Here is a 26,259-nt window from a genome sequence, read left to right as displayed (position 1 = left end):
TACAGACACATTGATCGAGATGCCACTGGCTCGCGACGTGTTCCGATTGATCTGATCGGCCACGAGAATCATTGACATCGGAACGGGGAAGAACTGGTGGAAATGCAGAGTGAATGGTGAACGAATCGCCTGCGCACGTCATTGCGATGGGGCCACGATCACCTCGGATATCCGAGTCCGAGCCGCGCGACGTCGTCGACGAGCCGGTCGCGGTCCTCCGCCAGCCGGACCTGGCTCAGGAGCCGGGATCCGGCGACCGGTCCCCAGTCTCCAGGATGACTCCGGGGTTGAGGATGCCGCACGGATCCAACGCATCCTTGATCCGCGCGGTCGCCGTGATGACGTCTCGACCGACCTGGTCGGCCAGCCACGGCGCCTTCAGACGACCAACGCCGTGCTCACCGGTGATCGTTCCACCGAGCTCGATCGCAGCGCCCATGATGTCACCGAAGGCACGTCGCGCGCGAGCTTCTGCGTCGCAGTCGCCGCTCGGGTAGACGATCACCGGGTGGACGTTGCCGTCGCCGGCATGCGCAACGACGGCGATGAGGACATCGTGGCGAGCCGCTGTCGCCTGGATGCGTCGCACCAGCGAGGGCAGCGCCGGAACCGGCACGCCGACGTCGTCGATGAGGAGCGAACCGAGGGTCTCGAGCGCAGGTAGGGCAGCGCGGCGTGCCGCAAGGAGGGCCTCGCCTTCGTCAGGATCAGTCGAGGTGTAGATCTCACTGGCGCCGTGACGACCACAGACCTCGTGGATCAGGGCGATCTCCTCGACGGCGGATTCGCCCGGCGTGTCGGTGCGCACCATGAGGAGCGCCTCGGCGGCACGGTCCAGGCCCATGCGAGTCATGTCTTCGACGGCGTTGATCGAGACCCTGTCCATCAGCTCGAGCATGGACGGCCGGACTCGAGCAGTCAGCCCGACCACCGCCTGGACGGCCGCATCCAGCGAACTGAAGGATGCCACCAGCGTCGCCGCGCCAGCCGGGCGCGGGAGCAGGCGGAGCGTGAGCTCCGTGATCACGCCGAGAGTGCCTTCTGACCCGACGAAGAGCTTGAGCAGCGCCAGTCCCGCGACGTCCTTGAGTCGAGGCCCGCCGAGGCGGAGCGCTGTTCCATCGGCGAGGACGACCTCCATCCCGAGGACGTAGTCGCTGGTGACGCCGTACTTCACGCAACACAGGCCGCCCGCGTTGGTCGCCGCGTTCCCTCCGATGGAGCTCATCTCCACCGACGACGGATCTGGCGGGTACCAGAGACCGTGCTCAGCCGCGGCCGACTTCACGTCCGCGGTGATGGCACCAGGGCCGACGACCGCGACCCTGTTGACGGGGTCGACGGTGATGTCGCGCATCCGTTCCAGGCTGAGGGTGACTCCCCCGTTGATGCCCGAGGCACCACCCGATAGAGAGGACCCCGCACCTCGTGGCACCACGGGCACGCCGTGTTCGCTGGCCCACTTCAACACCTGCTGGACGTCGGACGTGCACGTCGCACGCACTACAGCTGTGGGTGTGCCCGCGCGAGGGTCCCTGGCCGAATCGTAGCGGTACGTCGCGAGGAGATCTGGGTCCACCAGGACCGAGCCGCCTGGGAGGACGTCTGCCAGTTCGCCGATCGGCGCTGTCACGACAGCGCAAGCCGATCAGCCGCGCTGGGGCTGACCTGCGCCGAGATCCGGCCGAGCGGGCCTCCATCGAGCTCGACCCGGTCGCCGGGCTGGAGCCACGGGAAGCGGTCTCCCCCGTGCACCTGGGACAGCTCGAGGATGCAGCCGGTGCCGACGGTTCCGCTGCCGATGACGTCGCCGGCCTGCAACTCGGTCCCCCGGGAGGCGTAGGCGAGCATCTGCTCGAACGACCAGAAGAGGTCTCGCCAGTTTCCCTGGCTGTAGGTGGTGCCGTTGACCGATGCCGTCATGGCGACGTCGTAGCCCTTCCCCGATCGGCGAGCCTCGAGCTCGTCCGGTGTGACCAGGAACGGGCCGAGGCTGGTCGCCGTGTCCTTGCCCTTGGCCGGACCGAGGCCGATGGTCATCTCCTTGCTCTGCAGGTCTCGAGCGCTCCAGTCGCAGAACAACACGTAACCAGCGATGTAGGCCTCCGCGTCCGCCGGCGCCAGGTCCGACCCAGGTCGTCCGATGACCGCCGCGACCTCGAGCTCGTAGTCGTACTGAGCGGTGCCGGGCGCCATGGGGACGTCGTCGTAGGGGCCCGTGATCGCAGCGGGGTTGGTGAAGTAGAAGACCGGCTGGTCATACCACACCGGGGGGACCGAGGTACCCATGGCGGCGGAGCAGTTGACGAGATGCTGCTCGAACGCCATGAAGTCCCGGACGGAGGGAGGTCGTGGCACCGGTGCGACGAGAGACGCTCCTCCGAGAGGAACGACGTCCCACGGGTTGCTCCGGGCCCTGGCGGCATGGGCACCGAGGGTGCCGTCCGATTGCAAGAGCTCGAGCAGCGTCTCCTCGACGCTGAGCAGGTTGTCGGCCTCGACGAGAGCGGCGTGCTCTTGGCCGTCCTTGCCGCTGATGTGGCTGGCCCAACGCATGGTCTTTCCCTTCTAGGCGTAGCAGGAGAGCGGCTTGCCGCCGTTGTAGGCGACCATGTCCGCCAAGGCACCGACCGCGTCGATCGGAGCGCCCAGCTGAGTGCCGTTCATCCCTGCGTGGAGGTCGGCATACGCTCGGTAGAGGTTGCCGACGATCCGTTCGGAGTCCAGCAGCTCGCCGAAGTCACCGAGGTCGGTGTCGCGAGCGAGCTCGAGCGGAGTGAGCCCGGCATCCATGCCCTGGGCAGCGACCTTCTGGACGAACTGCAGGTAGGACGTGACCGTGTCGATCACCTCGGGTCCACACACGGGTCCGTGTCCCGGGACGATCGTCTCGGCGCCCAGCGCGGAGAGACGCTCGAGAGCCTCGAGCGAACCGGCGATCGATCCCTGAAGCAGGAACGGGGTCCCGCCCTTGAACAGCAGGTCGCCGCTGAAGAGGACACGACGTTCGGGGATCCACACGATCGAGTCGTTGGTCGTGTGCGCCGGCGCGCCGACGTAAGTCACCTGGCACTCGAGGTCGTCGGCGTAGACCTTCACCTGGTCGGTGAAGGTCAAGAACGGTGGAGCGAGCGTGACGTCCCCCCAGTCGACCTCGTCCCACACCGGGGGCAGAGCCTCAGGACCACCGAACTGCATGATGAGTTCGCGGATGCCCTCCCGACCGACGATGGTGGCACCCTCGAACAGAAAGTTGCCGTAGGTGTGATCACCGTGGTGATGAGTGTTGATCAAGGTGCGGACGGGCGCCTCGGTGACTCTGGCGATGGCCGCCAAGAATGCGCGGGTCCGGTCCACCGTCGATGATGCGTCGACGCTGACGACACCGCGCGAGCCGACGATGAAGCCGGTGTTGTTGATGTACCAGCTGCCGTCCGGCTGCGCGTAAGAGAAGATGCCGTCGCTGACCTCGACAGCGGTCTCCGGAGGCGCAAACCGCCCGCCTTCCACACGGTGACTCATCTGTGCCTTTCTTCGGTAAGAGGGAGAAGCGAACACACAGCACCGCGTTGGTACCGCGGACGGCGTGCCTTCGAGCGTCGCTCAGACACCGACCGCAACGCGGGTTCGCCGGCGGATGCGGGGAAGGGGTCGGTCAGCGGTCCGGCATCGACCTCACCAGGGCGGTCATCGACCCCAGGGCGCGGTTCAAGGTGCCGGAGTCAGCGATGAGCGTCTGTCCTGTCATCACCGTGTTGTGGCGCGACGCGAGGAAGGCGTACAGCGGGCCGTACTCCTCCGGCGAGGGCAGGTGCTGTAGCGGAGTCAGCCACTCGAACTCGAACCGGAACGCGTCGGCTGGGATGTCGGACTGCTTGGACTGCTCGAGACCGAGTGCTGCGGGCCCCCGGATCTCGCTCTTGGCGATCCCCGTAGGCGCCACAGCATTGACTCGGATCTCCGGTCCGAGCTCGAACGCGAGCTGGTTCACCAGGCTGCGCACCGCACCCTTGCTGGAGGTGTACGCGGTACCGCCACCATCAGCAGCGAAAGCCGCCTGGGACGCCGTCAGCACGAGGCCACCCCGCTCGGCCTGGATCAGATCAAGGAACACCTTCGCGGTCAGGACATAGCCCTTGACGTTGATGGAGTAAACCTCATCGAACAACGCGTCGATCTGCTCGACAGGGATGTCGACCAGCGGAACATTGCCATCCCAGATCCCCTGGGTCGCGACGATCGAGGTCAACCTGCCGAAACGCTCCACGATCGCGCTGCGCGCGTCCTGGAGATCTCCGATGCTGCGCACGTCTCCTTGAAGCACCAGCGCGCTGTCACCGAACTCCTCGCTCAGAGCCTTCACCTTGTCAGGGTCGACTTCGAGCACCGCGAGCTGCGCGCCCTCCGTCAGCAGGTGCCGCGCGACACCCAGCCCCAAACCGGAACCACCGCCGGTCACGAGGACGATGTGGTCGTCAAGAAGCTTCAACGTTCTTCCTTACGTTAGTTGTTGCGTCAGCCGGTGTGGGGGGAGACGTCGTGTGGATCGGGGCGGTGTGGCCGGTCAGGTCCAGAGCCTCACGCCAGGTGCCGTTGCGCTCGAGGAGCTTGCGGTAGCCCCTGAGGGACCGGACGCACCCGCACGAGACCACGGCGTGGAGCTTCTCGCCGCTGCCGTACAGGACCAGGTACTCCTCTTCGTCGAGGGCTCCCTCGACGAGCTGTGCCGTGTCGCCCGGCCGGATGCGGCCGTAGCCGTGGAACCGCCGTCCGTACTGCTCAGTCCAGAAGTAGGGCACGGCGGCGTAGTCGGCGTGGGATCCCCTCGCGACGTTGAGGCCGACGTGGCGGCCGTGCTCGATGGCGTGTGTCCAGTGTTCGACGCGGGTCGACTCGGGCAGCGAGGGGTGCGACAACAGGCGAGCCACGTCGCCGGCCGCCCAGACTCCTGGAACGCTCGCGCGACCCGCCGCATCCACCACCACACCCGCATCCAGCGCCACGCCTGACCCGTCGAGCCACTCGTCGTTGGCCTCTACGCCGATGCCGACCAGGACAAACGAGGTGCGGTGAGTGCTGCCGTCGGAGAGTTGGACGGAGTACGACCCGGGGCCACCGCTGACGCTCTCGACGCTGACACCCAGCAGGAGATCGACGCCGTGACGCCGATGCAGCTCGCGGACCTGTTCAGCCACGGGCTCTCCGAGGATGTTGCGCAACGGGAGCTCGAGGTCGTTGATCACGGTCACCTCGACGTGGTGCCCGGACAGGCTGGAAGCGATCTCCAGCCCGATCAGCCCAGCGCCGATCAGGGTGACCTGGCCGTAGCGTGCCGCCGCTTCGCGCAGGAGGCCAAGGTCTGCGGGAGTGCGGAGCACGGGGAGGGTCTCCGCCTCAGTAGTCACCAGGGTCCGCGGCCGACTCCCGGTCGTGATGATCACGGCGTCCCAGGGGACGGCGTCGCCGTTCTCGGTCACGACGTAGTGGCGGTCGACGTCGAGGCCGACCGCTCGGTGGCCGAGCAGAAGGGTCACGCCGTCGGCTTCCAGCCGCTCCGGTGTGCGCAGCGCGTGCAGCTGCGGCTCCCCCTGCGAGACAAGCAGCTTCTTCGACAGGGTCGGCCGGTCGTAAGGCTCATGTTGCTCATCGCCCAAGATGACGATGCGTCCGTCGTACCCTCCCTCGCGCAGTCCGTCGGCAGCGCTCAGGCCCGCCGCGGAAGCGCCGACGATGACCACGTTCTCCAGGGAGCCGCCTTTCGTCGTCACGACGCTAGCTCGCGCTTGGCCAGCGCCTGCGCTGGACAGGCGCGGATGGCCTCGTCGAGGTCGTCTGTCTCGTCTGCCTCGACCCGGTCTCGCAGAAGCACCGCGACCGGACTACCCGCCGGGGTGTCGAACACGTCCGGCATGATCGTCACGCAGACGCCGTAGCCGTTGCAGAGGTTGGTGTCGAGCAGGATCTCGACCTGTCCGGTCACAAGAACACTCCGAGGTTGGGCGTGGCGATGCCCACTTCGGTCAGGATCACTTCACGAGTGAGCAGCCGAGGGCCCTGGGCCGTGAGCCGCAGCGTGTCGTTGCGTCGACAGGGAATGAGGTCGAAGTGGTCGTCGATGCCGCGCTGGCGGTAGACGAGCAGCGCGCTGGTGACGTCGACTACGTCCGCGTCCGCCGTGCGCTGTACCAGAACGGAGCCCACCAGCCGCATGGTCCGCGACGGCGGGATCTCGGAGTAGGCGTGCCCGGTCCCGAGCCGCTGGAGGCGGGTGCGGACGTGGTACTTGGTGTCGCGGATGCGGAAGGCACCGCGCTGGATCTCATCGGCCCGATCCTCGGTGGCCAGCCTGATGGGGACGACGTAGAGCAGCTCCTCGTCGAGGAGCTCCAACCAGTCCTCCTCCCGGCCCTCGTCCAAGAGCTTGGCTTCGAGCGCCAAGAACTGGTTAACGGTTGCGAGCAACTCTGGGTCGACCGGAGCCATTGCGTCGACCGGCGCCGTTGCCGCGGGACTCGCCTCGGTGATTGCCATGCGTCAGCCCTCCTGAACGCTCGTCGCCTGCGTGCCGTGGCGCAGCGTGTTGACCCAGTGCCTGTAGAAGCTGATCTGGTTGTGCTCGCCGAAGCCGGTGGGGCGTTTGATCCCGGGACCCTTGTAGGTGGGGTCAGCCTCGCGGTTCACGGGGCTCATATGGGCCTGTCCAAAGCTGAACTCCATCTCCTGCCGGCGCATCCAGGGGCTCTTCGCCGCCTTGGGAGCTCCCTCCCAGGCCACGGTGTCGTCAACCTCGAAGGTCCCGGCGGACCCGAAGGTGAACTGACCGGCGACGTAGGCGTCGAGAGCCTGCTGCTCGTCTTGGAACGTCCACACGAACTGCCAGTTCCACAGCTCCATCTCGCCGGGACCAACGGGCTGCCACTGGCGGAACGTCGTGACGACCGCCATCTCCATCTCACCGATGCGCACCGGGACCGGCGACCGCAGGAAGCTCAGGTTGGGGAAGATCGTGCCCACGATCGGCGGCTCGTTCTCCACCATGTGGCGCTGCGTCTCGTCGAGCCCGCTCAGGTCGAACTTGGCAGCCGTCTCCGGGTCGTAACCCCAGAACGCGGCAAACGGTCCAGCCAGCTCAACGAACGGAAATCCAATCGTGTAGTGGCCGTTACCGAAGTCGTAGGAGCGAGTCACCTCGACGTTGCTCTTGAGGTCGGGCGCGATGCCGATCTCCTCATTGCTGTAGTGCAGCGTCCCAACGTGGTAGGTGTCGCCCGCGAAGTTCTCGGAGCCCGTCTTCCAGTTGGCCTTCAGCTTGTAGCGCTCCGGGGGTCCCGCCACCCTCATGCCATCCGGGTGCAGCCCGACCATCATCTGGAGCATCCACCCGGCGCCGCCGAGGTACTCGTCCAGCGTCGGGCCCTCGGCCGCGAGCGAGGCGAAGATGAAGCCGAACCGGCTGTCCACCCGCGGCGCCCGATACAGCCCCCACTCCTTGGGATCCAAGTTCTCGGCGTAGGCACCGTGCTTGTTCGGGGTGCCCACGAGGTCGCCATCGTTCGAGTAGGTCCAGCCGTGGTACGGGCACTTGAAGAAACGGGAGTTGCCCGCGTCGGTCTGGCAGACCTGCGTGCCGCGGTGGCGGCAGTAGTTCGAGAGCACGTTGACTTCACCCTTGCCATCCCGCGTGACGATCACAGGATCAACGCCGATGCGTCGCTGGACGAAGTCCCCGGCCTTCGGGATCTCGCTCTCGTGCGCGAGAAACACCCAACAGGTGCCGAAGATCTGATCCATCTCAGCCTTGAAGACGGCCTCGTCGTTGAAGATCTCGACAGGCAGGCGATCGTTGTCGAGAGCCTGCTCAACCCGCTCCAGGGTCGCGGCAACACTGTCGTGGGCAGACGTGGAAGGGGTCGTGACGGTCATGCTTCTCCCTTGCTGAACTGGCGTTGTTGCGAGGGCACCGTGACCCGAGGCGTGCGGCTCGACACTCGCGTGATGAGCCCACGGTATGGCACCGGTCACATCATGAAAAGACGACTGGCATCAATTCGGATCCATCGACCACGTCGATCATTGAACCCGCCACGCGGTCGATTCCACGCCCCAGATCACGCCGGGTCGCAACCGGTGAAGAACTCACGAAACGGGCACACGAGCCCTCTTCTGCGCGGCGTGCGCTGAGTGGGACAAGTGACCAGCCACAACGGCCCGCCTTCGCAGCCCTCGGGCCAGCCCTGGACTTCCAGACATGTCCGTTGATCAACGCGCCCCCAGCGATCACGGGGCCAGGCTCACCGTCACCTGCGGTCGGGGTGGATCTGCCATAACAGGCCGCCGGCTCGGTCAAACATCTCTGCCGGCAGCAATTCCATGATCTGCGGGATCATCGAGCGGTCGTACGCCATGCGGCGCTCGCTCCGCGCGGCGCGGGTGTCGCAGAGTTCGCCCGTCAGCGCTCGCGCCCACGTACGTGGGGTTGGGCTCGCCGTCGGACTCCGCGATCGCGTCGACCATCTGGTTGCGCAGCCAGGCCAACCCGTCATCACCGCGCCGGCTGGGATGCCAGTAGACGTTCTCGATGAACTCACCGCGGTCGTCCCCAGGGACCTCGCGGAGGACGAAGCCTCCCCGCGCAGCCCACCACGAGGCGATGCGGCGCGGGAGCAGCGCGACGAGGCTGGTATCCCGGATGAGCCACGGGAGTGACAACCACTCGTCCGACACCACGGCGACCCGACGGTGCACGCCGAGCTGATCGAGGAGCCGGTCCGCCCCGGTCGAGAGGTCCGGGGCGAACGATGCAGCGGCATGGGGGATCTCCGACAATTGGTCGATGGTGATCTCCGGTTCGGCGGCCGCTGGGTGATTCAGGTCGAGCAGACAAACGAATTCGTCGCGAAAGAGAGGCCGGAAGTCCCCGCGCAGCCCGTATTCGCCGGGGGCGATGATCAGGTCGTACTCAAGGGCCATGCGGTCCAGGACGGGGCTCCCGGGGACCGAGTGGAAGTGGACACCGACGTCAGGAGCGGTCTCGGCCAGCAGGGCCCGCAACGGAGGGTTCACTACACCGGCTGCGTAGTCGGAGGCCACGATCGTGAAGCGCCGGTCGCTGGTTCGCGGCTCGAACCCAGCGCGGGCGTCGAACGCTGACTCGACCGCTTGGATCGCCGAGTTCACCAGGGGCAGCAGGGACCGCGCGAGGGGCGTCAAGGAGTAGGCGGCACCGGACCTGATCAACAGTTCGTCGTCGAAGTGTCGGCGCAGACGCGCCAAGGTCGCACTCATCGCTGACTGGCTCACGTGCATGCGCTCAGCCGCTCGGCTGACGTGCTGCAGCTCTAGCAATGCCTGCAGCGGCGCCAACAGGTTCGCGTCGAGCGACCCGATATGCGATGTCATCGTCTCGGTTCCCGCACGCCCGGCACGACGAGTGTGCGGTTGCAGATAGCGACTATCGCCACTGCCTGTTTCCCTTCTCGCTTGCGGTCAGTGACGCTGTCCACGCAACTGCCGCGGCCCCGTCTCGCGCCGCTCACGAGGTGCGAGATTACAGCAACGCGCTGATCGCCACCGGGCCCAGAACGATCAAGGAAGGAACTTCAGGACATGCGGATTCACAGTCTTGGCTACGTCGGAGTCGAATCACCGGCAGCCAGCGAGTGGCTCGCGCTCGGGCCCGACGTCTACGGCTTGGAGGTGGAGGAGAAATCCGACTCCGCGGGCGAGAGCGTGCTCCGCGTGTCATGGGACGACCGCGCCTACAGGCTGGCCGTCCACCCGGGGCCCGACCACAAGCTGGCCTACATCGGCTGGGAGCTCCACAGCGCCACGGATCTCGACGGTGCCGTCGCCGAGCTGCGAGCTCACGGCGTCGAGGTCACCGAGGCCAAGCCGGAGGAGCGTGCCGACCGCTCGGTGCGCTACCTGTTCCATTTCAAGGACCCCTTCGGCAACCGGCACGAGCTGTTCTCCGGTCAACTGACCTTCGAGGGACGGTTCCGCGGTGGCCATTATCAGTCACAGTTCGTGACCGGCAGCCAGGGCTTGGGCCACGCTGTGCTCGTCGTTCCCGACATCGAGCAGGCCGTAGAATTCTTCACCCGCGTCCTCGGCCTGAAGACGTCCGACATCACCCGCGTCGGTGGGCCGTTCAGCGAAATGTGGTTCCTGCGTGCCGCCAACCCCCGCCACCACAGCCTCGGGCTGATGGGCATGGCCGGGATGAGTGGGCTGCAGCACGTCATGATCGAGACGAAAAATATGGACGCAGTCGGCATGGCTTACGACGCTGCGCACAAGGCCGGCCTCCCCATCTCGTCGTCAATGGGCCGTCACATCGGCGACCGGATGTTGTCCTTCTACGCCCGGACCCCCACGGGGTTCGACTTCGAGATCGGATGGGACTCCATCCAGGTCGACGACGGCAGCTGGTCCGCTCAGTACTTCGACAGCGCCGAGGGCTGGGTTGGCGAAGTCTGGGGTCACGAGTACTCGCACCTCGGCATGAACCCCACCGTCCACCCCGTCGACCCGCAGCACTCGTGATGTCGGCTATCGACACGCACGCCCACCTGTTCTTCGAGACACTTCTCGGAAGTGTCGGCGACCTCGGCCCGTTTCTCACCCGGGACGCGGCGGGAATCGCGACGCTCACCACCGGAGGGTTCGACTACGTGCTGGGGAAGATCCCGGGATTGGACCGCACTGCCGAGCAGCGGCTCGACGAGTTGGACAAGGCCGGCATCGAGGTGCAGGTGGTCAGTGCGTCCCCGCTGTGGTACTTCTCCCATACGCCCGCCGAGGTAGCCAGCCGCTTCGCGAGCAGGTACAACGAGCTCCTCTCCGAGTGGACGAGTGCAGATCCCGCCCGGCTGAAGGCACTCGCCCTGTTGCCCGTCAGCGATGTCGGAGCGGCGGTCACGGAGCTTGAGCGGGCCGTCCGGGACCTGAACGTGGTCGGCGCGGTCATTGGCACTGACGCCGCTGAGGACCTCGATCACCCTGATCTCGACGACCTCTACGCCGCCTGCTCGGACCTCGACGTGCCGCTGTTCATACACTCGGTCGTCCCCGGCATCGACGGACCTGACGGAGACCCCCGCCTGCGACGCTGGCTGCGCGACGTCACGATCGGCTACCCCTTCGAGGAGACGATCGCGACGACGTCGCTCCTCCTCGGTGGTGTGCTCCGCCGCCATTCCGAGCTGGACATCTGCATCAGCCACGGCGGGGGCGCGGTGCCGTTCCTGCTCGGAAGGGTCCGCGCCTGGGTCGCAACAGGCGCGGCTCCGGTCGACCTCGCTGATTTCGACGAGGGCTACAACCGCCTGTGGTTCGACGTCCACGTCCATTCCGACAAGAGCGCTGATCTACTCATCGAAACGGCGAATCCGGAGCGGCTGGTCCTCGGGACGAACTTCGGGGGATGGGACTCGTCCTCTCCGGCCCAGGTCGAACGGCTCCCGATCGACATGGGAGCCAACGCACGCAGACTCTTGCGTCTCTGATGCACCCGCATCGGCGGCTTGAGCAGCTTCGGCGCGTTCCCCTCCGCTGGAACGACTCGAAGCATGACGGCACAGTGTCTCCCGCTGGGTGTCGCGGAGGAGGAACGGGGCTCGACCGACGTCCGTCGTGCCCTCGGTTCGAGGATCGATGCCGACTCTGTCGAGCTCGATCTCCGCTGCTATCTGGTTGAGGGCATCCCGGATGGGACGATCAGACCGGGTTACGTCCGATGAAGAACTCACGGAACGGGTCCATGCTCGGCTCAAGCTGCGAGTCCACCAGCGCCTGGCGCAGAGCCTTCATCTGCGCGTCGTGGATGCGCTGAGTGGGCTGCCTCAACGGCCCCCCGTTGTAGCCCTGGAGCCAGCCCTGGAACTTCCAGAACTGTCGGTTGATGAATGCGCCGCCACCGATCACGGGACCCAGGCTCGCCTTCACCTTGCGACCGGGGTGGATCTGCCAGAACAGCTCGCTGGCGTCGTCGAACTTCTCTGCCCGCAGCAGCTCCATGATGCGCGGGATCATCGGGCCGTAGTACTCGTGATCGCTGGTCGCGGAGAGCTGGATCGGGAAGAGCTGGCCGAGCGAGATCAGGTCCGACTCGATGGGCACGGAGATCACGACCTCCTCGCCGAAGTGACGCTGGCACTCGATCGCCCCCATGTAGTGGGGGAACCCGCCCTCGGCCTTGATGACGGCGATGTTGGGGCAATCGTCCAGGAGCCGGCGGATCAGACGCACGGGGATGTCGGAGGGGTGGATCCGCGGGCTGAAGCCCCACAAGTACATCGGGAAGAGGATCACCGCGAGGTCGGTGGCGTCGCACACCGCCTTGGTGTAGTCGTAGATCTCCTGCTCGGTCTCGGGGTAGAAGTTCGGGGGGTAGGACAGCAGCACGATGTCGGCCCCCGCATCCTCCGCGCCTCTCAGCGCCTCGAGGTTCTGCTCCAGGTTGCTCCAGCTCGCGTGGTGGACAAGTACGAAGTCGTCGCCGCCCTCGTCCTTCGAGATCTGCAAGAAGTCGGTGTACTCCGGCACGGAGATCGCCACTTCCGAGACCCCCAGGGTGCCGATGAACCCGTGCTGCTTGGCGAGTGCGATGTCGTGCCGAATTGCCTTCTCGTTGATTCCCCGCAGGTCGGAGGTGAACGAGGGAATGGTGCAGTTGATCGCACCGATGAGTTTTTCGCGCGCCCACTCGCGGGCCTCCGGCCGGGTGTAGCTGGGCATGGTGTGACTCCTTAGATAGTGACGGACAGGTCTGTCGGCTCTCCGTGGGTGGTTGAGCAGTCATCACTCGGGCAGAGGTACGCCACGGGCGTTCTCCCAGGCGACGTACTTGAGCTCTAGGTACTCGTCGATCCCGTGGACCGACCCCTCCCGACCCAGTCCCGACTGCTTGATGCCGCCGAAGGGGGCGATCTCATTGGAGATCAGTCCGGTATTGATCCCGACCATGCCCGCCTCGAGGGCTCCCGCGACCCTCCAGGTCCGCTCGGCATCCCGGGTGAACACGTAGGCGGCCAACCCGTATTCGGAGTCGTTGGCCCACGCGACGACCTCGGCCTCGCTCTCGAACCTGATCAGCGGCAGGACCGGGCCGAACGTCTCCTCCCTGGTCACCAGCATGCCGGGCAGGACGTTGCCGAGGACGGTCGGAGTGAAGAATCGGCCACCGCGTGGATCAACGGTCCCGCCGCTGAGGACCGAGGCGCCGCCTGCGGTCGCGTCGGCGATATGCGCCTCAACCTTGGCGATGGCAGCCTGGTCGATCAGAGGCCCGATATGGCTGTCGGTTTCCAGGCCGGGGCCCACGATGAGTGAGGCGGCCCTCTCCGCGAGTGCTGCGGCGAAGGCGTCGTAGATCCCCGCCTGCACGTACACGCGGTTGCCTCCGATGCAGGACTCCCCCGAATTGCGGAACTTGGCCGCCATGACACCCGAGAGCGCCGTATCGATGTCGGCGTCGTCGAACACTAGGATCGGAGCATTGCCACCGAGCTCCATCGAGGCCCTCTTGACCGTGCCCGCCGCCTGGGCGAGGAGCAGTCGACCCACCTGCGTGGACCCGGTGAAGCTGATCTTGCGCACCAGTTCGTGCGTCGTGAGCTCGGGCCCGATCTCCTCGGGATGGCCGGTCACGACGTTGAGCACCCCTGGCGGCACGCCCGCCTCTGCAGCCAGCTCGGCCAGCGCGAACGCTGTCAGCGGGGTCTGCTCGGCCGGCTTGACCACCATCGTGCACCCGGCAGCGAGCGCCGGCGCAGCCTTGCGGGTGATCATCGCGGCGGGGAAGTTCCACGGCGTGATGGCGGTGCAGACGCCCACCGGCTCCTTCAGGACCACGATGCGACCAGAGGCCTGCGGCGTCATGAGAACTTCGCCGCTTACGCGCTTGGCCTCCTCAGCGAACCACTCGATGAAGGAGCCGGCATACGCCACCTCTCCCCTGGCCTCCGCCAGCGGCTTGCCCTCCTCGAGCGCGATCAGCCGAGCGAGGTGCTCGGCGTTGGCGGCGACGAGCTCGGCCCAGGCCCGGAGGACCGTGCAGCGGTCCTTGCCGGACCGACTGCGCCAGGCGGGGAGCGCGCGGTGCGCGGCCTCGATGGCGTCCCGCACCTGAGCGCGACTCATCGCTGGCACGGTGGCGACGATCTCCCCCGTTGCGGGATCGTCGACATCGATCGTGCCCGACTCGCCGACGTCGACCCAGAGGCCGTTGACGTAGGGGGTGGTGCGGATTTGACGGGACAGACCGGCGTGATCGTCAAGGGTCTGGTGCATGTTCTCGCCTACTTCGCCACGGGTGTGATCTTTACCGGCAGGGTGGCGCCCAGTCCGGCCTCTCGGGCGCGGGCCACGCACATGGCGGCGACGGCCAGGTCCTGGATCGCGCCACCGACCGACTTGTAGAGCAGGACCTGCTGGTCGTCCTGACGTCCCGGCGCCCGGCCGGACACCAGGTCGGACAGGGACACGGTCTTGCTGTCGAGGTCGATGCCGTCGCGACGGGCGGCGAGAGCGTCACCGGTCTCGTCCAGGACCTCTCGCAGCTCATCGGCCACGATGAGATCGGCGCGCCGCATCGTCTCGGGGTCCACCTCACGCTGTTCGGGGAGGGTGGACCCGATCGAGACCACCGACGATCCGGGGGCCAGCCACTCTCCGAGCAGGGTCGGGGACTCGTCGCGGGAGCGTGCCGCGCAGATCACGAGGGTCGCCTCCCGCACCGCTGCTTCCGCACTGTCCTCCGCAGAGATCGCAAGACCGAGGTCCGACAGCTCGCTGATGAAGCGTGCCCGGCTCTGCGGGCGCGGACTGAAGACACGGACCGCGTCGACGGTTCGCACGGCAGCGATGGCGCGCAGGTGGTTCTGCGCCTCGAAGCCAGAACCGATCACGGCGACCGACAGGGCGCCGAGCTTGGCCAGCATGTCTGCCGCCAGCGCCGAGGTGGCGGCGGTGCGGTAGCCGGTGATCGAGTGCCCGTCGAGGAGCGCCACGAGCTCGGCCGACGACTGGTCGAAGAGGGAGATCAGGTAGCTCACGCGCCTGGAGCTCAGCGCGACGGCGATCGTCTTGAGACCCATCAGCCCGCTGTCCCCCGGCGCGCCGCTCAGCGTCCGCAGCCAGGCCTGTTCGCCTCGAGCCATGCTCCTGGGCGGGAAGCGCGCCGACTCAGATTCGGCCGCGTAGGCCTCTCGCAACGCGCTCGTCGCTCCGCTCCATGAGAACACCTGGCGAACCACCGCGTCGTCGAGAAGCAGGGTCATGTAGTGGAGACCTCCTGTGCGCGGTGAACCAAGGGGCCCCGGCACCGAGCCTCGCCTCAGCCACTCAGGCTTCAGCGCTGTGCTCGGCCCTCTGGCCTGCGAACGACACTGTATGGCCGAGATCACATCAAGGGAAACGTTCAGAATCTATAAAGGAAGAGCGATCCCATCGATGCTTGCGGCGTTGAATCGGCCCCTTGCTGACACCGTTGCGACTCGACCGTGACGGCCGGCGAGGTCTAGTCGCCGGGGGTGGTCTCAGATCGCAAGGGGCCCGCCATCTCGAGGAGCTGAGTCCTGAGCCAGCGGTGAGCCGGCTCGTCGTCTCGGTGGGAGGTCCAGAACATCGACTCCGTCACTGGATCCAGTCGCATCGGCGGCTCGAGCAGCTTGAGGCCGACCCCCTCGGCGAGGAACGACGCGAAGCTCACCGGGATCAGGGTCACCAGCAGGGTGTCTCGGAGGAGGAACGGCGCCAGACCGAAGTCCGTCGTGACCTCGGTTCGACGTTCGATGCCGAGCCGGTCCAGCTGTACCTCCACCAACGCCCGGTTCCCCGAGCTCTTTTGTGCGAGATACGGGAGCGATGTGAACAGTGCCAGGTCGATGCTGTCCGTCACGTCGGGGTGCGACTTGTCGACGGCAACGACGTAAGGGTCTTCGTACAGGACTTGGGAGTGGACGGGGCTGCCGGCGCCGACGAACTGCGGCGGGACGATGACGAGGTCGAAGTCGTTGTGGGTCAGGTCCTCGATGAACCTCGGCATGACCGGGGAGATCCGGAGACTGACGTTCGGAGCAATGTTGCGGAGCTTGACGCTCAGTGGGTGCAGAACCGCCACTGTGGCGTACTCGCTGGCTCTGATGGAGAACGTCCGGTGATCCCGCGCGGGGTCGAAGGCGGGCCGCTCGGTCAGGAGCTGGTCGATCTGGTTGAGGGCTTCACGGATCGGACTCGTCAGCGAGAGGGCAAGTGGCGTCGGCGCCATCGTCCGCCCGGTCCGCACCAGGACCGGGTCGTCGAGTAGGCGACGGAGCCGCAAGAGCGTGGCGCTCATGGCCGACTGGCCGACGTGCATCCGGTTCGCGGCAGCCGTGACGCCGCCCTCGGACATCAATGCATCGAATGCAACCAACAGGTTGATGTCGACGTCCGCGAGGTCCATGAGGCCATCGTAGACAGACCGGGACGCGCGGGGCCGGCCTTCGATGCCGCGTCGCCTCAGAGGAGGGGGACCCGGGAGCGGTCCTATGATGGCAGCCGTGGACCTGAACCGCGTCGATCTCAATCTCCTGGTCGCATTTGAGGCGCTGATGGATGAGCGGAGCGTGACCGGCGCGGCTCAGCGGCTTGGGATCAGTCAGTCGGCCATGAGCTCAACCCTGGCTCGGATCAGGAGGCTCTTCGACGATCCGATCCTGCTGCGCAGCGGCCGTTCGATGGTGGCTACGCCGGTCGCCGAGACACTGATCGATCCCGTGCGCGCGACGCTCATCCAGATACAGGCGGCGCTCACGGGATCCCGGTCTTTCGACCCCGATACGGATCAACGCACGTTCGTGATCATGGCGACCGGTCACGCCGCCGTCGGACTCCTGCACCCCCTGCTCGTCGACATCACGCCGGTCAGACCCAACATCCGAGTCGAGATCCAGCCCCTCGACGAGGATTTCGCCCCCACCCTCTTCCGGAGTCAGGCCGACCTCGTGGTCCTACCACGGGAGCTGATGGCCTCCCGACCGGAGATCTGGTCCGACGAGGTGCGCTGGGAGGTGCTCTACCGCGATCGCTACCTCTTGGCGGCGGACAAGGACAACGACCACGTGACAGGCGCTATCTCAGTCGAGGAATTCAGCAGGATGCCGTACCTCGCCGCCGAGGGCACCGACGGCAGCCCCTCCTCCGGGGACTCCAACCTCAACGTGCTGGGCATCCCGCGGCGCGTGGAGGTGCGCGCTGGCTTCGCCGTGGCCCCGTTCATGCTCCGCCACACCAACCTGATCACTCTCATCCCTCGCATACCCGCCTTACGCATCGCGGCGGCGGCCGGCATCCGACTGGTCGAACCACCGATGCAGCTCCAGCCGATCAGCGAGACCATGGTCTGGCTTCGTCGACTCGACAACGATCCCGGCCATGTCTGGTTGCGCGAGGCATTGCGATCCCATGCCGCACGACTGGTGGGCTCGGTTGTCGACATCGTCTGACGGAACGACTGCGAAACGGTTCAGCCTGTTCGAGCAACCGGTTCTCCGCACTGAGGAACGAGACCACCGAGGACCTGCCGACGAACGTCGCCTCGTCCGCCGCGAGCGCCGCGCTGGCGGCCTGGCTCTCGTCGCTGCCAAGAGCCTCGTCTATGCCCCCCGTCTGGCCCGCCCTCCGCGTCGCGCGAACGTCGTCGTCATCCAGACCGCGAACAGCAACGAGCCACCATTGAAGACTCCTGGCGCCCAGGCTGCGGCTCCGGCGATGCTGAGTCCGCTGACGGCGATCGCCACGAAGAAGACGCCCACGATGGCGCCGAGGGGATTGGGCAGTCCCGGCTTGATGGTGGTCGCACCGAGGAACACGGCGGCGAGCGCAGGGAAGAGGAAGCTCGGACCCGCGTTGGTGTCGGCCGACCCCGCCCGCGCACAGAGCAGGACCCCTGCGATCCCCGCGAGAAGGCCCCCGATGGTCATGCTCGACAGGATCATGCGCTCGACCCGGATGCCGACCAGGCGAGCTGACTTCGGGTTGCTGCCGATCGCGCTGAGCTGGCGCCCGTACGGCGTGTGCTCCAGGAGGTACCAGGTGGCGAGGACGACCGGGACCAGGACCACGAGGAGCCGTGGCAGGCCCCACCAGTTCAGCGATCCGAACTGCGTCAGGGTGGTCGAGATGTTCCCGGTGATGGTCAGCCCACCGGTGTACCAGATCGCCACGCCGCCGAGCAGGATGGACATGCCCAACGTCTCGATGATCGGGTCCAATCCGAGCCGGGTGATGAGCAGACCGTTGGTGGCGCCGACGGCGGCGCCGATCACGAGCCCCGCCAGGACGGCCAACCACAGCGGACCGTCGAACCGCGACATCACGGACGCGGTGGCGATCGACGACGCGCCGGTCGTGGCCGCCGCCGACAGGTCGATGACGCCCGCGGTGAGCGGCACGACGATGGCGAGCGCGATCACGGAGACGACGGTGGAGTTCCCGATCAGGGTGATCAGGTTGGCCTGGCTGGGGAACGCCTCACTCGTCTTGCTGTAGGTGCTGAAGAAGAGCACCACCGCGGCGAGGATGACGAGCAGTCCGTACCGCTGCCCGAGGCCGACGAGGAACCCATGGCTCTTGCTCTGTGGACGGTTCGTGTTGGTCTCCGAGGCCGTGACGGTCATGACGCTTCTTCCTGACGTTCCAAGTAGGACTCTTGGACCAGACTGTCGGGGTGGATGTCCGGGGCGTGGAACTCGGCCGCCACGACTCCGTCGCGCAGCACCAGCACGCGATCGCAGACAAGGGAGAGCTCCTCGAAGTCCGAGGAGACCAGGAGCACCGTGGTGCCGTTCTCGGCCTCACGACGCAGTGCAGCGTGAATGTCGGCCCGCGCCCCCACATCCACGCCTTGCGTGGGTTCATCGAGCAGCAGCAGCCACGGCTTGCGCCGCAACCACCGGGAAAGCACGACCTTCTGCTGGTTGCCACCCGAGAGTGCGTCCAGTGTCTGTTCCGGCCCGAAGGTGACCACGCCAAACCGTTCGATCTGCCTCTGTGTCTCCCACGACTCCGCGCCGTGGGCCATCCGCAAGCCGCGCCAGAACTCGCGCAACGACGCCGCGACCACGTTCTCCCTGATGCTGAGGCCACCGAAGACGGCCTCGCCTTGACGATCCTCCGACAGGTAGGCGATGCCGCCCCGAATCGCGTCTGCCGGCTCCGCCAGCCTTCGAGCCTCGCCTCGCAACCGCACGGATCCCTGCGACGCTGGGAGGTGGCCAAACAAGGTACGCAGCAGGGTCGAGCGTCCCGAACCTTGCAGCCCCGCGATCCCGACGATCTCTCCCCTGTCCGCGCTGAAGGAGACTCCGTTGAGCCGCCCGCTCACCAACCCGTCGACGGCCAGAGTCTGCTCTCCGCCGTCGGCCTTCCGGGCCGCCACGGCCGCTTGTACGATGCGCCGGCCGCAGATGTGCGTCACGAGCTCGTCCTCGGTCAGGTCCGCGGCCGGCACATCCGCTGCGACACGACCATCCCGGAGGACGGTGACGTTGTCCGCGAGCTGCAGGATCTCGCGGAGGTGGTGGCTGATGAACAGGATCGTCTGGCCACCTGCGGCGAACCGCTTGAGCATCTGAGCCAGCAGATCGGCTTCCCGCTCTGGCAGCGACGCCGTCGGTTCGTCGAGGATGAGGATGCGCTCCCCCTCGTCAGGATCGTCGCCCAGGGCTCGGGCGATCGCCAGCATCGTCCGGCTCGCCGCGTTGAGCGAACCCACCGTGGAGCGTGGTGTGGCGTGGATCTGGTAGCGGTCGATGAGGGCCGCCGCCTCCAACTCGAGACGGCGCCAATGGATCCGCCCGAGCCTCTGGGTGCCGAAGCCGTGCCCGAGAGCGATGTTCTCCGACACCGTCAACCCGTCGAACAGACCGACGTCTTGGTGGACGAAGCGGAGCCCCAGGTCATGGGCCAGGTCCGGGCTCATGCCTGAGGCCGGGACGACCTGGGGGCCCACGGCGATCGTGCCGCCGTGGTCCCCCCGCTCGATCCCCGCCAGGATCTTGACGAACGTGGACTTGCCAGACCCGTTGGCTCCGACGAGAGCGTGGATGCTGCCTCGTTGCGTCGTCAGGTCGACGTCGCGCAAGGCCTGCGTCGCGCCGTAGTGCTTGCTGAGCTTTTGAACCAGCAGAGCGGGGCTCGAGTCCACTAGGAAATGCCCCATGCGGCCTTGTAGGCGCTCCGGAAGTCGAAGCCGGTCGTGTACCCCTCCCCATCCGCGGGGAGGTCGTGGTCGGCGTCGACCGTCTGCCAACCCCAACCCTGGGGCACGGTGTCCTCGCCGGCCAGCACGCGGATGGTGGTGTCGATGGCGCCCCATCCGGCCCAGCCGTTGTCCCACCCGATCGCCGCGCCGACCTGCTCGGCGTGGATCAGGGAAATGCCCGGAGCCAGACCTTCGCCGCCGATGATCGTCATCTTGCGTCCCGTGGACGCGATGGCCTGCGGCATCGACCCCGCGAGGATGAACGAGTCGAAGGTCGGCTGGATCGCGTTCGCGTCCGGGTTGGAGAGCAGAATGGCCGAGAACTTCTGCGCCAGTGGCCCGGCCACGTCCGCGACCTGGAACTCGAGGTTGTCGACGATGCCGCAGTCGGGGCAGCTCTTCGCCAGCTCGTCGGCGAAGCCTTCGCTGGGGTATCGGGCGGTCCTCGAGTCGGTGACGACGGTGTTGATCACCTTTGCCTTGCCGTCGGTCGCGTTGATGAGCCAGCGCGCCTTCGCCGCGCCCCATGCCTTCAGGAAGTCTCCGAAGCTGGGGTACTCCTCGCTCAGCTTCACCTCGGTGGTGAACAGAGGCGTGTCATCGCAATCGAAGCCTCCGAAGAGGATCGTCGGGATGCCGGCATCCTTGGCGGCCTGCAGCCCGCCCTTGGCGTAGTCGCAGTCGATACCGGTCACAATGATCGCGTCGGCCTTCGCCGCGACGGCCTGGCGGATGGCCACGCTGTAGCCGTCGCCGACCCCCAAGGCACCGTCGGCGATGGTCATCGTCCACCCGAGGGCCTCGCCGGCCTCGACAGCGCCCTCCGCAGGAGCCTGACACCCGGCGACGACCTTGCCGCACGGCACCACCCAGACGTTCGCGTCGGCCGCGGGAGTGGGAGCGGAGGTGGGCGGCGCGGTGAAGGTGCCCTTGAAGTCGGCCGCGAGCTCGGCGTCGATGTCGGCGTCGATGTCGGCGCCGGTCGCACCGACGTTCGTGCTCGCGTCGCTGCCCGAGCCCGCATCGCCACCGTCCGATGAGGAGTCCGACCCGCAGGCACTGAGTCCGCAGGCCAGGGCAATCCCGACCAACGGCGCGACGGCTCGACGTCGAATTGAGGTGTTTCGCATGACTGTGTGCCCTCCTGATCGGCGGCCAGTGTGGCCCTCGTCACGAACTGTAGGGATCGGCAGACAATCGGAGAAACCGTTATCTTGCATGCGCAGACATCACTTCTGGTGGTCTATCCAAAAACCGCGCTCGCCTAGAAGTCGGCATAACGGCGCGTGCCATCCCTCAATGATCGATGATAACGATCAGCGCAGATCGCTCTCGATGATGCGTTGCGCCGATGACGGGAATCGAACAGCGTCACGGGCACCGGTTCGAGCGCGGCCGGTCAGCCGAGCGCGGGAAGAGCCTTGCCCGCCAGGACGAGGACGCCTCACCCAGAGCCTCGCCTCGCCTGCTGTGAGGCGACGCGACGGACAGAAGCTGGCGCCCTGTCGATGCTCCGGCGAGGAACGCCCTACGCCACTAGAGCGGCGGAGACGTGAAAATCTCTCCGCGCTTCATCCGCTCCATACTGATCATCAGCTCTGGGTCAAGGTAGTAGATCTCCGTGTAGCACCCGAGGGTCTCGCGCGTGTCGAAGTAGCCCCACCGGCAGCTTCCTAGTCCCACTCCGCTGCCCTCGATGAAGCCGCTCATTGCTTTGGAGATGCCACGCGCGACATACGCCTCCTCCGCGGCGGCGTACTCAGCGGCGTCCCTGACCCGGAATCCGATGTGATGGGGCCCAACGCCCTTCTCGTCCAACCAGTCCTTGTAGACACTCGATCCGCTGTCGTGCCGGGCCAACTCGATGAGGAGTTCGCCAGCAAAGGCATAGGCCACGCTGAACTCGAACTCGGCGGGCTCGCCCCGATAGGTCTTCTCCGTCTGGCCGACGGACAGGTTCTCCCACACGCTCCATGCCGTGATGCCGAAGTTGCGCCTCCAGGTCTCCACAGCTTCGTCAAGATCCTCGACCACGAAGCAGAGCTGATCGAAGGATCGTCCGACGAACGACATGTCGTGCATGGTTGGACTCTCCGTGATGATGGTCAGATTGGTGAGGGGCCCTTGAGAGGCTCCCGCGTCTCCTCACGAGCCCGAGCCCGAGTCGGGACAACGACTCGCGAGGCTAGTGCCGCTCATCACAGTTCGAACAACAACTCTTTCCCAAGACGGCGCATCGATCTCATCAATCGCCAAGAGTGGCCCGCTTGCCGCGGCGTGACCGCCGTTCGATCGACGGCTGACGGTCCCGACCGTCGCGAACGACCTCTCAGGCGAGGCGCTCTGCGACGAGGCATTGCCCTGGTCAATACACAGAGATCACCAACCATTGTTAGCAGGACGTAACACGCGGGACTACTGTCCATCGGCAGGTCACAACTCGAGTCGATACCGGGAGGTTCGTAGTGCAACGTTCGATGGGGTCCGCGGCAACGCAACGGAGCGGAGTCTGTCCGCTCGACGTGGCGATCACTCGCGGGTTCGGCATGCGGCGATCGTCAGTCGTTTCCCTCGAAGGGAGCTCATGATGCCGGACCTCGATGGACGCGTGGCGGTGGTGACCGGTGGCGCCGGCGCCATTGGCCGAGCAACCTCTGCTTGTCTCTCAGAGCAGGGCGCCAGGGTCGTGGTGGCTGATCTGCGCGGCTCGGAGGCTGCACAGCTTGCGGATGCGCTCGAGGGCGAGGCCATAGGCGTGGAGCACGACGTTCGCGACAGTGACTCCGGGGTCGCTCTGGCTGCGCGCGCAACGGAGGTGTTCGGTCGGGTGGACATCCTCGTCAACAACGCCGGGGTCAACTCGCCCACGTGTGCGGTGACCGACATCTCTGACGAGGAGTGGGACCGCGTGATGGACACCAACGCGCGCGGGACCTTTGTGACCACGCGGGCTTTCCTCCCCGGGATGATCGAGCAAGGCAGCGGTCGGATCATCAACCTCTCGTCGATCGTGGGTCAGATGGGATCGCCCTTCATTCTTCCCTACACCGCGTCGAAGGCGGCGGTCATCGGGATCACCCATGCTCTGGCGGCGGAGTACGCGTCGCGCGGCATCACGGTGAACTCCGTGCACCCGGGCCTGCTCGAAACTGGGATGCACGACTTCGACGACTGGGCCAAGCGGGAAGGCATGACGCTGGACGAGGCCGTGGAGCACTTCCGCAACCTCATCCCCCAGCGCGAATACCAGACTCCCCGCGACATCGCGGAGATGATCGCGTTCCTCGCCTCCGACCGGGCCAGGCACATCACCGGAGCGGCGTTCAACGTCGACGGTGGCATCCGGATGCACTAACGCAGGTCGCAAGGGGTCGCTGGACCGTTGCGCCAGCCGACACAGCGTATCTACGACGGCCAGATGTACGCCGTGCGGAAGGGGCTCATCGACCCGGGTTTCGAGCCGAGCATGGACCCGTTCCGGGAGTTCTTCATCGGCCGCAACCCCACCTGAGGAAGATCATGACCGCCACGATGACCGATGCGCCCCTCCGGGCGGAAGTCGACGCCCCTGCCGGTGCGAGTACCAAGGCGTCACCCATCTCAGGACGGGTTGGCAACCCGTCGTGAAACGCGTGCGGTCCTCACCACGACCTCCGCGAGGGGCACGTTTCAGCGATGCCAGATCGACCATCGCACGGGGAGCCGTCTTCATGTTCGAGGGACTCGTCTGCCTCGGTGCAACACAGACCGCCTACTTCGTGCGACACCCTGCGGACTCATTCCCCGCGATGGCCGCGATAAAGCGCGCTGGATCCATGATTCGTGAGGCCGAGGACTTCGCCAACGCACCGAGGCGATGATCCATGGGGCGCTCAAGCATGGGCTCATCCTGCGCCTGCGGACCGGTTGGGCCTTGCGAGCCGACGTGAAGGCGAAAGACCTGGGCACACGTCACACCTGAGGCGCTCATCACCGAAGGGCCCGCGGAGGTCAAGAACCGAGCCGTTCCCGCCCATTGAAAGATGCTGCGATCTGTGTGCCGCACTGCGGAACGACGGTCAGTTCGCTCGCCTGTGATGGTCGACATTGTTCTCGGAGGTCCTAACCCGACCCCCGCGTCTTCCAGCAGGTCGTCACCTTCGCCGAGGAGCGGGGCATGAGTCCGATCCGGGTGCAGAAGGAGCAGTCGGGGCACAGTCGTGAACGCACGTCCAGGTCGCCTAAGAATGCACTACCTGCGCGTTCATAGAAGGAACGGCCGGCCAACCCGTAGTAGCCGCACGAGCATCGCCGTGGGATCTACGGAACATTGACAAGAAGGATGAAGATGGACGACCAGTTCGACGCCGATGTGGCGATCATCGGCTACGGACCGACCGGGATGCTGGCGGCCCTGTCGTTGGCGCACGAGAGTGCCACGACGATCGTGTTCGAACGCGAGGAAGGGATCTACCAGCGAGCGCGGGCCATGACGGTCAACGACTGGACGGTGCGGATCTTTCAGTCCCTCGGGGTCGACGACCGGGTTGCACCCACGCTGGAACCGCAACGCGCGTCGCGCTGGTTGACCTACGACCACGCTGAGATCTACCGCGTCGAGCACCCCCCGTCGCTCCTCGGCAAGGAACCGCGTTTCTACAACATCTACCAGCCAGCCCTGGAAGCCGAGCTGCGCGCCTGCGCCGAGGAGCGTTCTGAGATCGACACCCGTTTTGGCTACAACGTCACGGACGTCAAGCAAGACGCCAACGGAGTGACCGTCACCGCTACCGAAGTCGCCACCCGCCGATCGACATCCGTGCGGGCGCGCTATGCCATCGCGGCCGACGGCGGTTCCTCTCAGACGCGTTCGGCGATCGGCGCACGGTTGGTCGGCGAAACGCTGAATGTGACGTGGGTCGTCATCGACTGCCGGGTCAAGCGCTGGTGGCCCGACCGCGACATACTGACCTTCTGGTCCGACAAGGATCGCCCCGCCGTGGACGTCGCCCTTTCGGCAGGCAATCACCGTTGGGAGATTCCGCTGCGGCCTGACGAGTCGCCGGCGGACTATCCGACCAGCACGGATGTTTGGAAGCTGCTCCAGGCTCTCGGCGTCTCCGAGGATGACGTGGAGATTCATCAGCACGCCTTCTACCAGCACCACACGCGGATGGCGGACACCTGGCGAGTTGGACGCGTCTTCCTGGCCGGCGACGCGGCCCACATGATGCCGCCATGGGCGGGCGCCGGGATGCAGTCCGGCATCCGTGATGCTCACGACCTAGGCTGGAAACTTGGCCGGGTGCTCAACGGGAGGCTGTCACCGCAGTGGCTCGACACCTACGAGGTAGAGAGGCGCCCGAACGTCGCCTACTACACCGACCTCGCCGTACAGCTCGGTCGCATCATCAAGCAGGAGCTCTCCCCGGAGGAGCAAGCTCGCCTCACCCCACGAACCGGTGCACAGGACTCGACTCTGGAGCGCTCCACTCCACGGCTAGCAGCCGGCTGGTTCCGAGGTCCGTTCTCGTCCGGCTCACTCGTAGGTCGGATGATCCCGCAGCCGCTGGTCACCACGACGCACGGCCGGCGAATGCTTCTCGACGACTTTCTCGGCGACGGCTTCGTGCTGCTTGGAGCTGGCGTCGATCCCGCCACCGTGCTGAGCCCTGCCGAGAAGGATGGGTGGGATGAGCTGGGCGCCCGCTACGTGACAGTGAGTCCTGCCAATGCGCACGCATCCGGACCCGATACGTGCGTCGATACCGCACGAATGCTGCTCCCGTGGTTGGAGGAGAGTGGCGTACGCGTCCTGGCGGTACGACCGGACCGCTTCATCGCCGCCACCGACGTCGACGGTCTGGCGGTCCCGGAGTTCCCCGCCGTCGCCCCTGTCAAATGATGGTCTGCCTCACGGTGAGGTCGCAGCCGTGCTTGAAGTCCATCCGGTCCGTAACCGCGATGAACGGCTCGCCGAGCTCGAGACAAACAGGGGCAGGTCGTCGACGAGGGGCGCTCGGGCTTCCATC

22 protein-coding genes and 1 pseudogene are annotated in these 26,259 nt (G+C 66.3%); 6 read left to right on the top strand and 17 right to left on the bottom strand.

Annotated elements, in window-relative coordinates; genetic code table 11:
• Window positions 1-235: 235 nt before the first annotated feature.
• The 9 genes from EXE59_RS24530 to EXE59_RS14875 form a co-directional block, all read right to left on the bottom strand.
• Entirely contained in the window at window positions 236-1,504 is a 1,269-nt protein-coding gene (locus EXE59_RS24530; RefSeq protein WP_281280319.1) for an FAD-binding oxidoreductase, read from the bottom strand.
• Window positions 1,505-1,629: 125 nt separating this feature from the next.
• Window positions 1,630-2,556: a fumarylacetoacetate hydrolase family protein gene (locus tag EXE59_RS14910; protein ID WP_168218534.1), complete on the bottom strand. Its 927-nt coding sequence runs from the start codon at window positions 2,554-2,556 to the stop codon at window positions 1,630-1,632.
• A gap of 12 nt (window positions 2,557-2,568) precedes the next feature.
• The gene (locus EXE59_RS14905; protein ID WP_210429014.1) at window positions 2,569-3,558 is read right to left on the bottom strand and encodes an MBL fold metallo-hydrolase; all 990 of its coding nucleotides are present in this window, start codon (window positions 3,556-3,558) and stop codon (window positions 2,569-2,571) included.
• A gap of 97 nt (window positions 3,559-3,655) precedes the next feature.
• On the bottom strand, window positions 3,656-4,489 hold the full coding sequence (locus tag EXE59_RS14900) for an SDR family oxidoreductase (protein WP_135839609.1): 834 nt from the start codon (window positions 4,487-4,489) through the stop codon (window positions 3,656-3,658).
• Complete coding sequence (locus EXE59_RS14895; RefSeq protein WP_135839608.1) at window positions 4,476-5,738, bottom strand: NAD(P)/FAD-dependent oxidoreductase; 1,263 nt, start codon at window positions 5,736-5,738, stop codon at window positions 4,476-4,478. Before EXE59_RS14895 ends, EXE59_RS14900 begins: the two co-directional genes overlap by 14 nt.
• Before the next feature lie 26 nt (window positions 5,739-5,764).
• Window positions 5,765-5,980, bottom strand: coding sequence for a ferredoxin (locus EXE59_RS14890; RefSeq protein WP_210429013.1), 216 nt, complete (start codon window positions 5,978-5,980; stop codon window positions 5,765-5,767).
• Complete coding sequence (locus EXE59_RS14885; RefSeq protein WP_210429012.1) at window positions 5,977-6,531, bottom strand: aromatic-ring-hydroxylating dioxygenase subunit beta; 555 nt, start codon at window positions 6,529-6,531, stop codon at window positions 5,977-5,979. Before EXE59_RS14885 ends, EXE59_RS14890 begins: the two co-directional genes overlap by 4 nt.
• 3 nt (window positions 6,532-6,534) lie before the next feature.
• Window positions 6,535-7,923: an aromatic ring-hydroxylating oxygenase subunit alpha gene (locus tag EXE59_RS14880; RefSeq protein WP_135839607.1), complete on the bottom strand. Its 1,389-nt coding sequence runs from the start codon at window positions 7,921-7,923 to the stop codon at window positions 6,535-6,537.
• A gap of 420 nt (window positions 7,924-8,343) precedes the next feature.
• A complete protein-coding gene (locus EXE59_RS14875) occupies window positions 8,344-9,399 on the bottom strand; it encodes a LysR family transcriptional regulator (protein ID WP_135839606.1) in 1,056 nt (351 codons plus the stop codon).
• A 207-nt stretch (window positions 9,400-9,606) separates the two neighbouring features.
• Between EXE59_RS14875 and EXE59_RS14870 the strand changes: the two genes are divergently transcribed.
• Together EXE59_RS14870 and EXE59_RS14865 are read left to right on the top strand one after the other, a co-directional pair.
• Window positions 9,607-10,545: a VOC family protein gene (locus tag EXE59_RS14870; protein WP_135839605.1), complete on the top strand. Its 939-nt coding sequence runs from the start codon at window positions 9,607-9,609 to the stop codon at window positions 10,543-10,545.
• Window positions 10,545-11,507, top strand: coding sequence for an amidohydrolase family protein (locus EXE59_RS14865; RefSeq protein WP_168218533.1), 963 nt, complete (start codon window positions 10,545-10,547; stop codon window positions 11,505-11,507). Before EXE59_RS14870 ends, EXE59_RS14865 begins: the two co-directional genes overlap by 1 nt.
• Window positions 11,508-11,718: 211 nt before the next feature.
• Here the strand turns inward: EXE59_RS14865 and EXE59_RS14860 are convergent, their stop codons facing one another.
• From EXE59_RS14860 to EXE59_RS14845, 4 genes are all read right to left on the bottom strand, one after another.
• The gene (locus tag EXE59_RS14860; protein WP_135839603.1) at window positions 11,719-12,738 is read right to left on the bottom strand and encodes a dihydrodipicolinate synthase family protein; all 1,020 of its coding nucleotides are present in this window, start codon (window positions 12,736-12,738) and stop codon (window positions 11,719-11,721) included.
• A gap of 63 nt (window positions 12,739-12,801) precedes the next feature.
• Window positions 12,802-14,292 (bottom strand): NAD-dependent succinate-semialdehyde dehydrogenase, encoded by a 1,491-nt coding sequence (locus EXE59_RS14855; protein WP_135839602.1) that lies wholly within the window; start codon window positions 14,290-14,292, stop codon window positions 12,802-12,804.
• Window positions 14,293-14,300: 8 nt separating this feature from the next.
• On the bottom strand, window positions 14,301-15,161 hold the full coding sequence (locus EXE59_RS14850) for an ornithine cyclodeaminase family protein (RefSeq protein WP_210429011.1): 861 nt from the start codon (window positions 15,159-15,161) through the stop codon (window positions 14,301-14,303).
• Window positions 15,162-15,520: 359 nt separating this feature from the next.
• The gene (locus EXE59_RS14845; RefSeq protein ID WP_168218532.1) at window positions 15,521-16,570 is read right to left on the bottom strand and encodes a LysR family transcriptional regulator; all 1,050 of its coding nucleotides are present in this window, start codon (window positions 16,568-16,570) and stop codon (window positions 15,521-15,523) included.
• Between EXE59_RS14845 and EXE59_RS14840 the strand changes: the two genes are divergently transcribed.
• Entirely contained in the window at window positions 16,545-17,489 is a 945-nt protein-coding gene (locus EXE59_RS14840) for a LysR family transcriptional regulator (protein WP_168218531.1), read from the top strand. The two genes, EXE59_RS14845 and EXE59_RS14840, sit on opposite strands and share 26 nt — an antisense overlap.
• A 150-nt stretch (window positions 17,490-17,639) precedes the next feature.
• Here EXE59_RS14840 and EXE59_RS14835 read toward each other — a convergent pair whose 3' ends face one another.
• From EXE59_RS14835 to EXE59_RS14820, 4 genes are all read right to left on the bottom strand, one after another.
• Window positions 17,640-18,662: an ABC transporter permease gene (locus EXE59_RS14835; RefSeq protein ID WP_135839598.1), complete on the bottom strand. Its 1,023-nt coding sequence runs from the start codon at window positions 18,660-18,662 to the stop codon at window positions 17,640-17,642.
• Window positions 18,659-20,191 (bottom strand): sugar ABC transporter ATP-binding protein, encoded by a 1,533-nt coding sequence (locus EXE59_RS14830; protein WP_210429010.1) that lies wholly within the window; start codon window positions 20,189-20,191, stop codon window positions 18,659-18,661. The genes EXE59_RS14835 and EXE59_RS14830 overlap by 4 nt, the downstream gene beginning before the upstream one ends.
• Complete coding sequence (locus tag EXE59_RS14825) at window positions 20,191-21,468, bottom strand: sugar ABC transporter substrate-binding protein (RefSeq protein WP_135839596.1); 1,278 nt, start codon at window positions 21,466-21,468, stop codon at window positions 20,191-20,193. The genes EXE59_RS14830 and EXE59_RS14825 overlap by 1 nt, the downstream gene beginning before the upstream one ends.
• 316 nt (window positions 21,469-21,784) lie before the next feature.
• The gene (locus EXE59_RS14820; protein WP_135839595.1) at window positions 21,785-22,330 is read right to left on the bottom strand and encodes a VOC family protein; all 546 of its coding nucleotides are present in this window, start codon (window positions 22,328-22,330) and stop codon (window positions 21,785-21,787) included.
• 505 nt (window positions 22,331-22,835) lie between these two features.
• Between EXE59_RS14820 and EXE59_RS14815 the strand changes: the two genes are divergently transcribed.
• The 3 genes and pseudogenes from EXE59_RS14815 to EXE59_RS14800 all read left to right on the top strand — a co-directional run bounded on the left by EXE59_RS14815 (window position 22,836) and on the right by EXE59_RS14800 (window position 26,132).
• A complete protein-coding gene (locus EXE59_RS14815) occupies window positions 22,836-23,603 on the top strand; it encodes an SDR family NAD(P)-dependent oxidoreductase (protein ID WP_168218530.1) in 768 nt (255 codons plus the stop codon).
• A 510-nt stretch (window positions 23,604-24,113) separates the two neighbouring features.
• A pseudogene (locus EXE59_RS25115) lies at window positions 24,114-24,264 on the top strand (IS30 family transposase); the annotation flags it as partial.
• 311 nt (window positions 24,265-24,575) lie between these two features.
• The gene (locus EXE59_RS14800; protein WP_135839593.1) at window positions 24,576-26,132 is read left to right on the top strand and encodes a bifunctional 3-(3-hydroxy-phenyl)propionate/3-hydroxycinnamic acid hydroxylase; all 1,557 of its coding nucleotides are present in this window, start codon (window positions 24,576-24,578) and stop codon (window positions 26,130-26,132) included.
• Window positions 26,133-26,259: the final 127 nt, after the last annotated feature.

The sequence above is a fragment of the Nocardioides eburneiflavus genome (assembly GCF_004785795.1).
Classification (GTDB): domain Bacteria; phylum Actinomycetota; class Actinomycetes; order Propionibacteriales; family Nocardioidaceae; genus Nocardioides; species Nocardioides eburneiflavus.
The sequence above is the reverse complement of the archived record's forward strand: the minus strand, read 5'-3'. Positions and strand labels throughout refer to the sequence as shown.

What these genes read in the sequence shown, in the direction of transcription:
- EXE59_RS14910 (WP_168218534.1), bottom strand. Translation starts at nt 2,556, where the DNA reads ATGCGTTGGGCCAGCCACATCAGCGGCAAGGACGGCCAAGAGCACGCC.
- EXE59_RS14885 (WP_210429012.1), bottom strand. Translation starts at nt 6,531, where the DNA reads ATGGCAATCACCGAGGCGAGTCCCGCGGCAACGGCGCCGGTCGACGCA.
- EXE59_RS14880 (WP_135839607.1), bottom strand. Translation starts at nt 7,923, where the DNA reads ATGACCGTCACGACCCCTTCCACGTCTGCCCACGACAGTGTTGCCGCG.
- EXE59_RS14875 (WP_135839606.1), bottom strand. Translation starts at nt 9,399, where the DNA reads ATGACATCGCATATCGGGTCGCTCGACGCGAACCTGTTGGCGCCGCTG.
- EXE59_RS14870 (WP_135839605.1), top strand. Translation starts at nt 9,607, where the DNA reads ATGCGGATTCACAGTCTTGGCTACGTCGGAGTCGAATCACCGGCAGCC.
- EXE59_RS14865 (WP_168218533.1), top strand. Translation starts at nt 10,545, where the DNA reads ATGTCGGCTATCGACACGCACGCCCACCTGTTCTTCGAGACACTTCTC.
- EXE59_RS14860 (WP_135839603.1), bottom strand. Translation starts at nt 12,738, where the DNA reads ATGCCCAGCTACACCCGGCCGGAGGCCCGCGAGTGGGCGCGCGAAAAA.
- EXE59_RS14855 (WP_135839602.1), bottom strand. Translation starts at nt 14,292, where the DNA reads ATGCACCAGACCCTTGACGATCACGCCGGTCTGTCCCGTCAAATCCGC.
- EXE59_RS14850 (WP_210429011.1), bottom strand. Translation starts at nt 15,161, where the DNA reads ATGGCTCGAGGCGAACAGGCCTGGCTGCGGACGCTGAGCGGCGCGCCG.
- EXE59_RS14835 (WP_135839598.1), bottom strand. Translation starts at nt 18,662, where the DNA reads ATGACCGTCACGGCCTCGGAGACCAACACGAACCGTCCACAGAGCAAG.
- EXE59_RS14825 (WP_135839596.1), bottom strand. Translation starts at nt 21,468, where the DNA reads ATGCAAGATAACGGTTTCTCCGATTGTCTGCCGATCCCTACAGTTCGT.
- EXE59_RS14820 (WP_135839595.1), bottom strand. Translation starts at nt 22,330, where the DNA reads ATGCACGACATGTCGTTCGTCGGACGATCCTTCGATCAGCTCTGCTTC.
- EXE59_RS14815 (WP_168218530.1), top strand. Translation starts at nt 22,836, where the DNA reads ATGCCGGACCTCGATGGACGCGTGGCGGTGGTGACCGGTGGCGCCGGC.
- EXE59_RS14800 (WP_135839593.1), top strand. Translation starts at nt 24,576, where the DNA reads ATGGACGACCAGTTCGACGCCGATGTGGCGATCATCGGCTACGGACCG.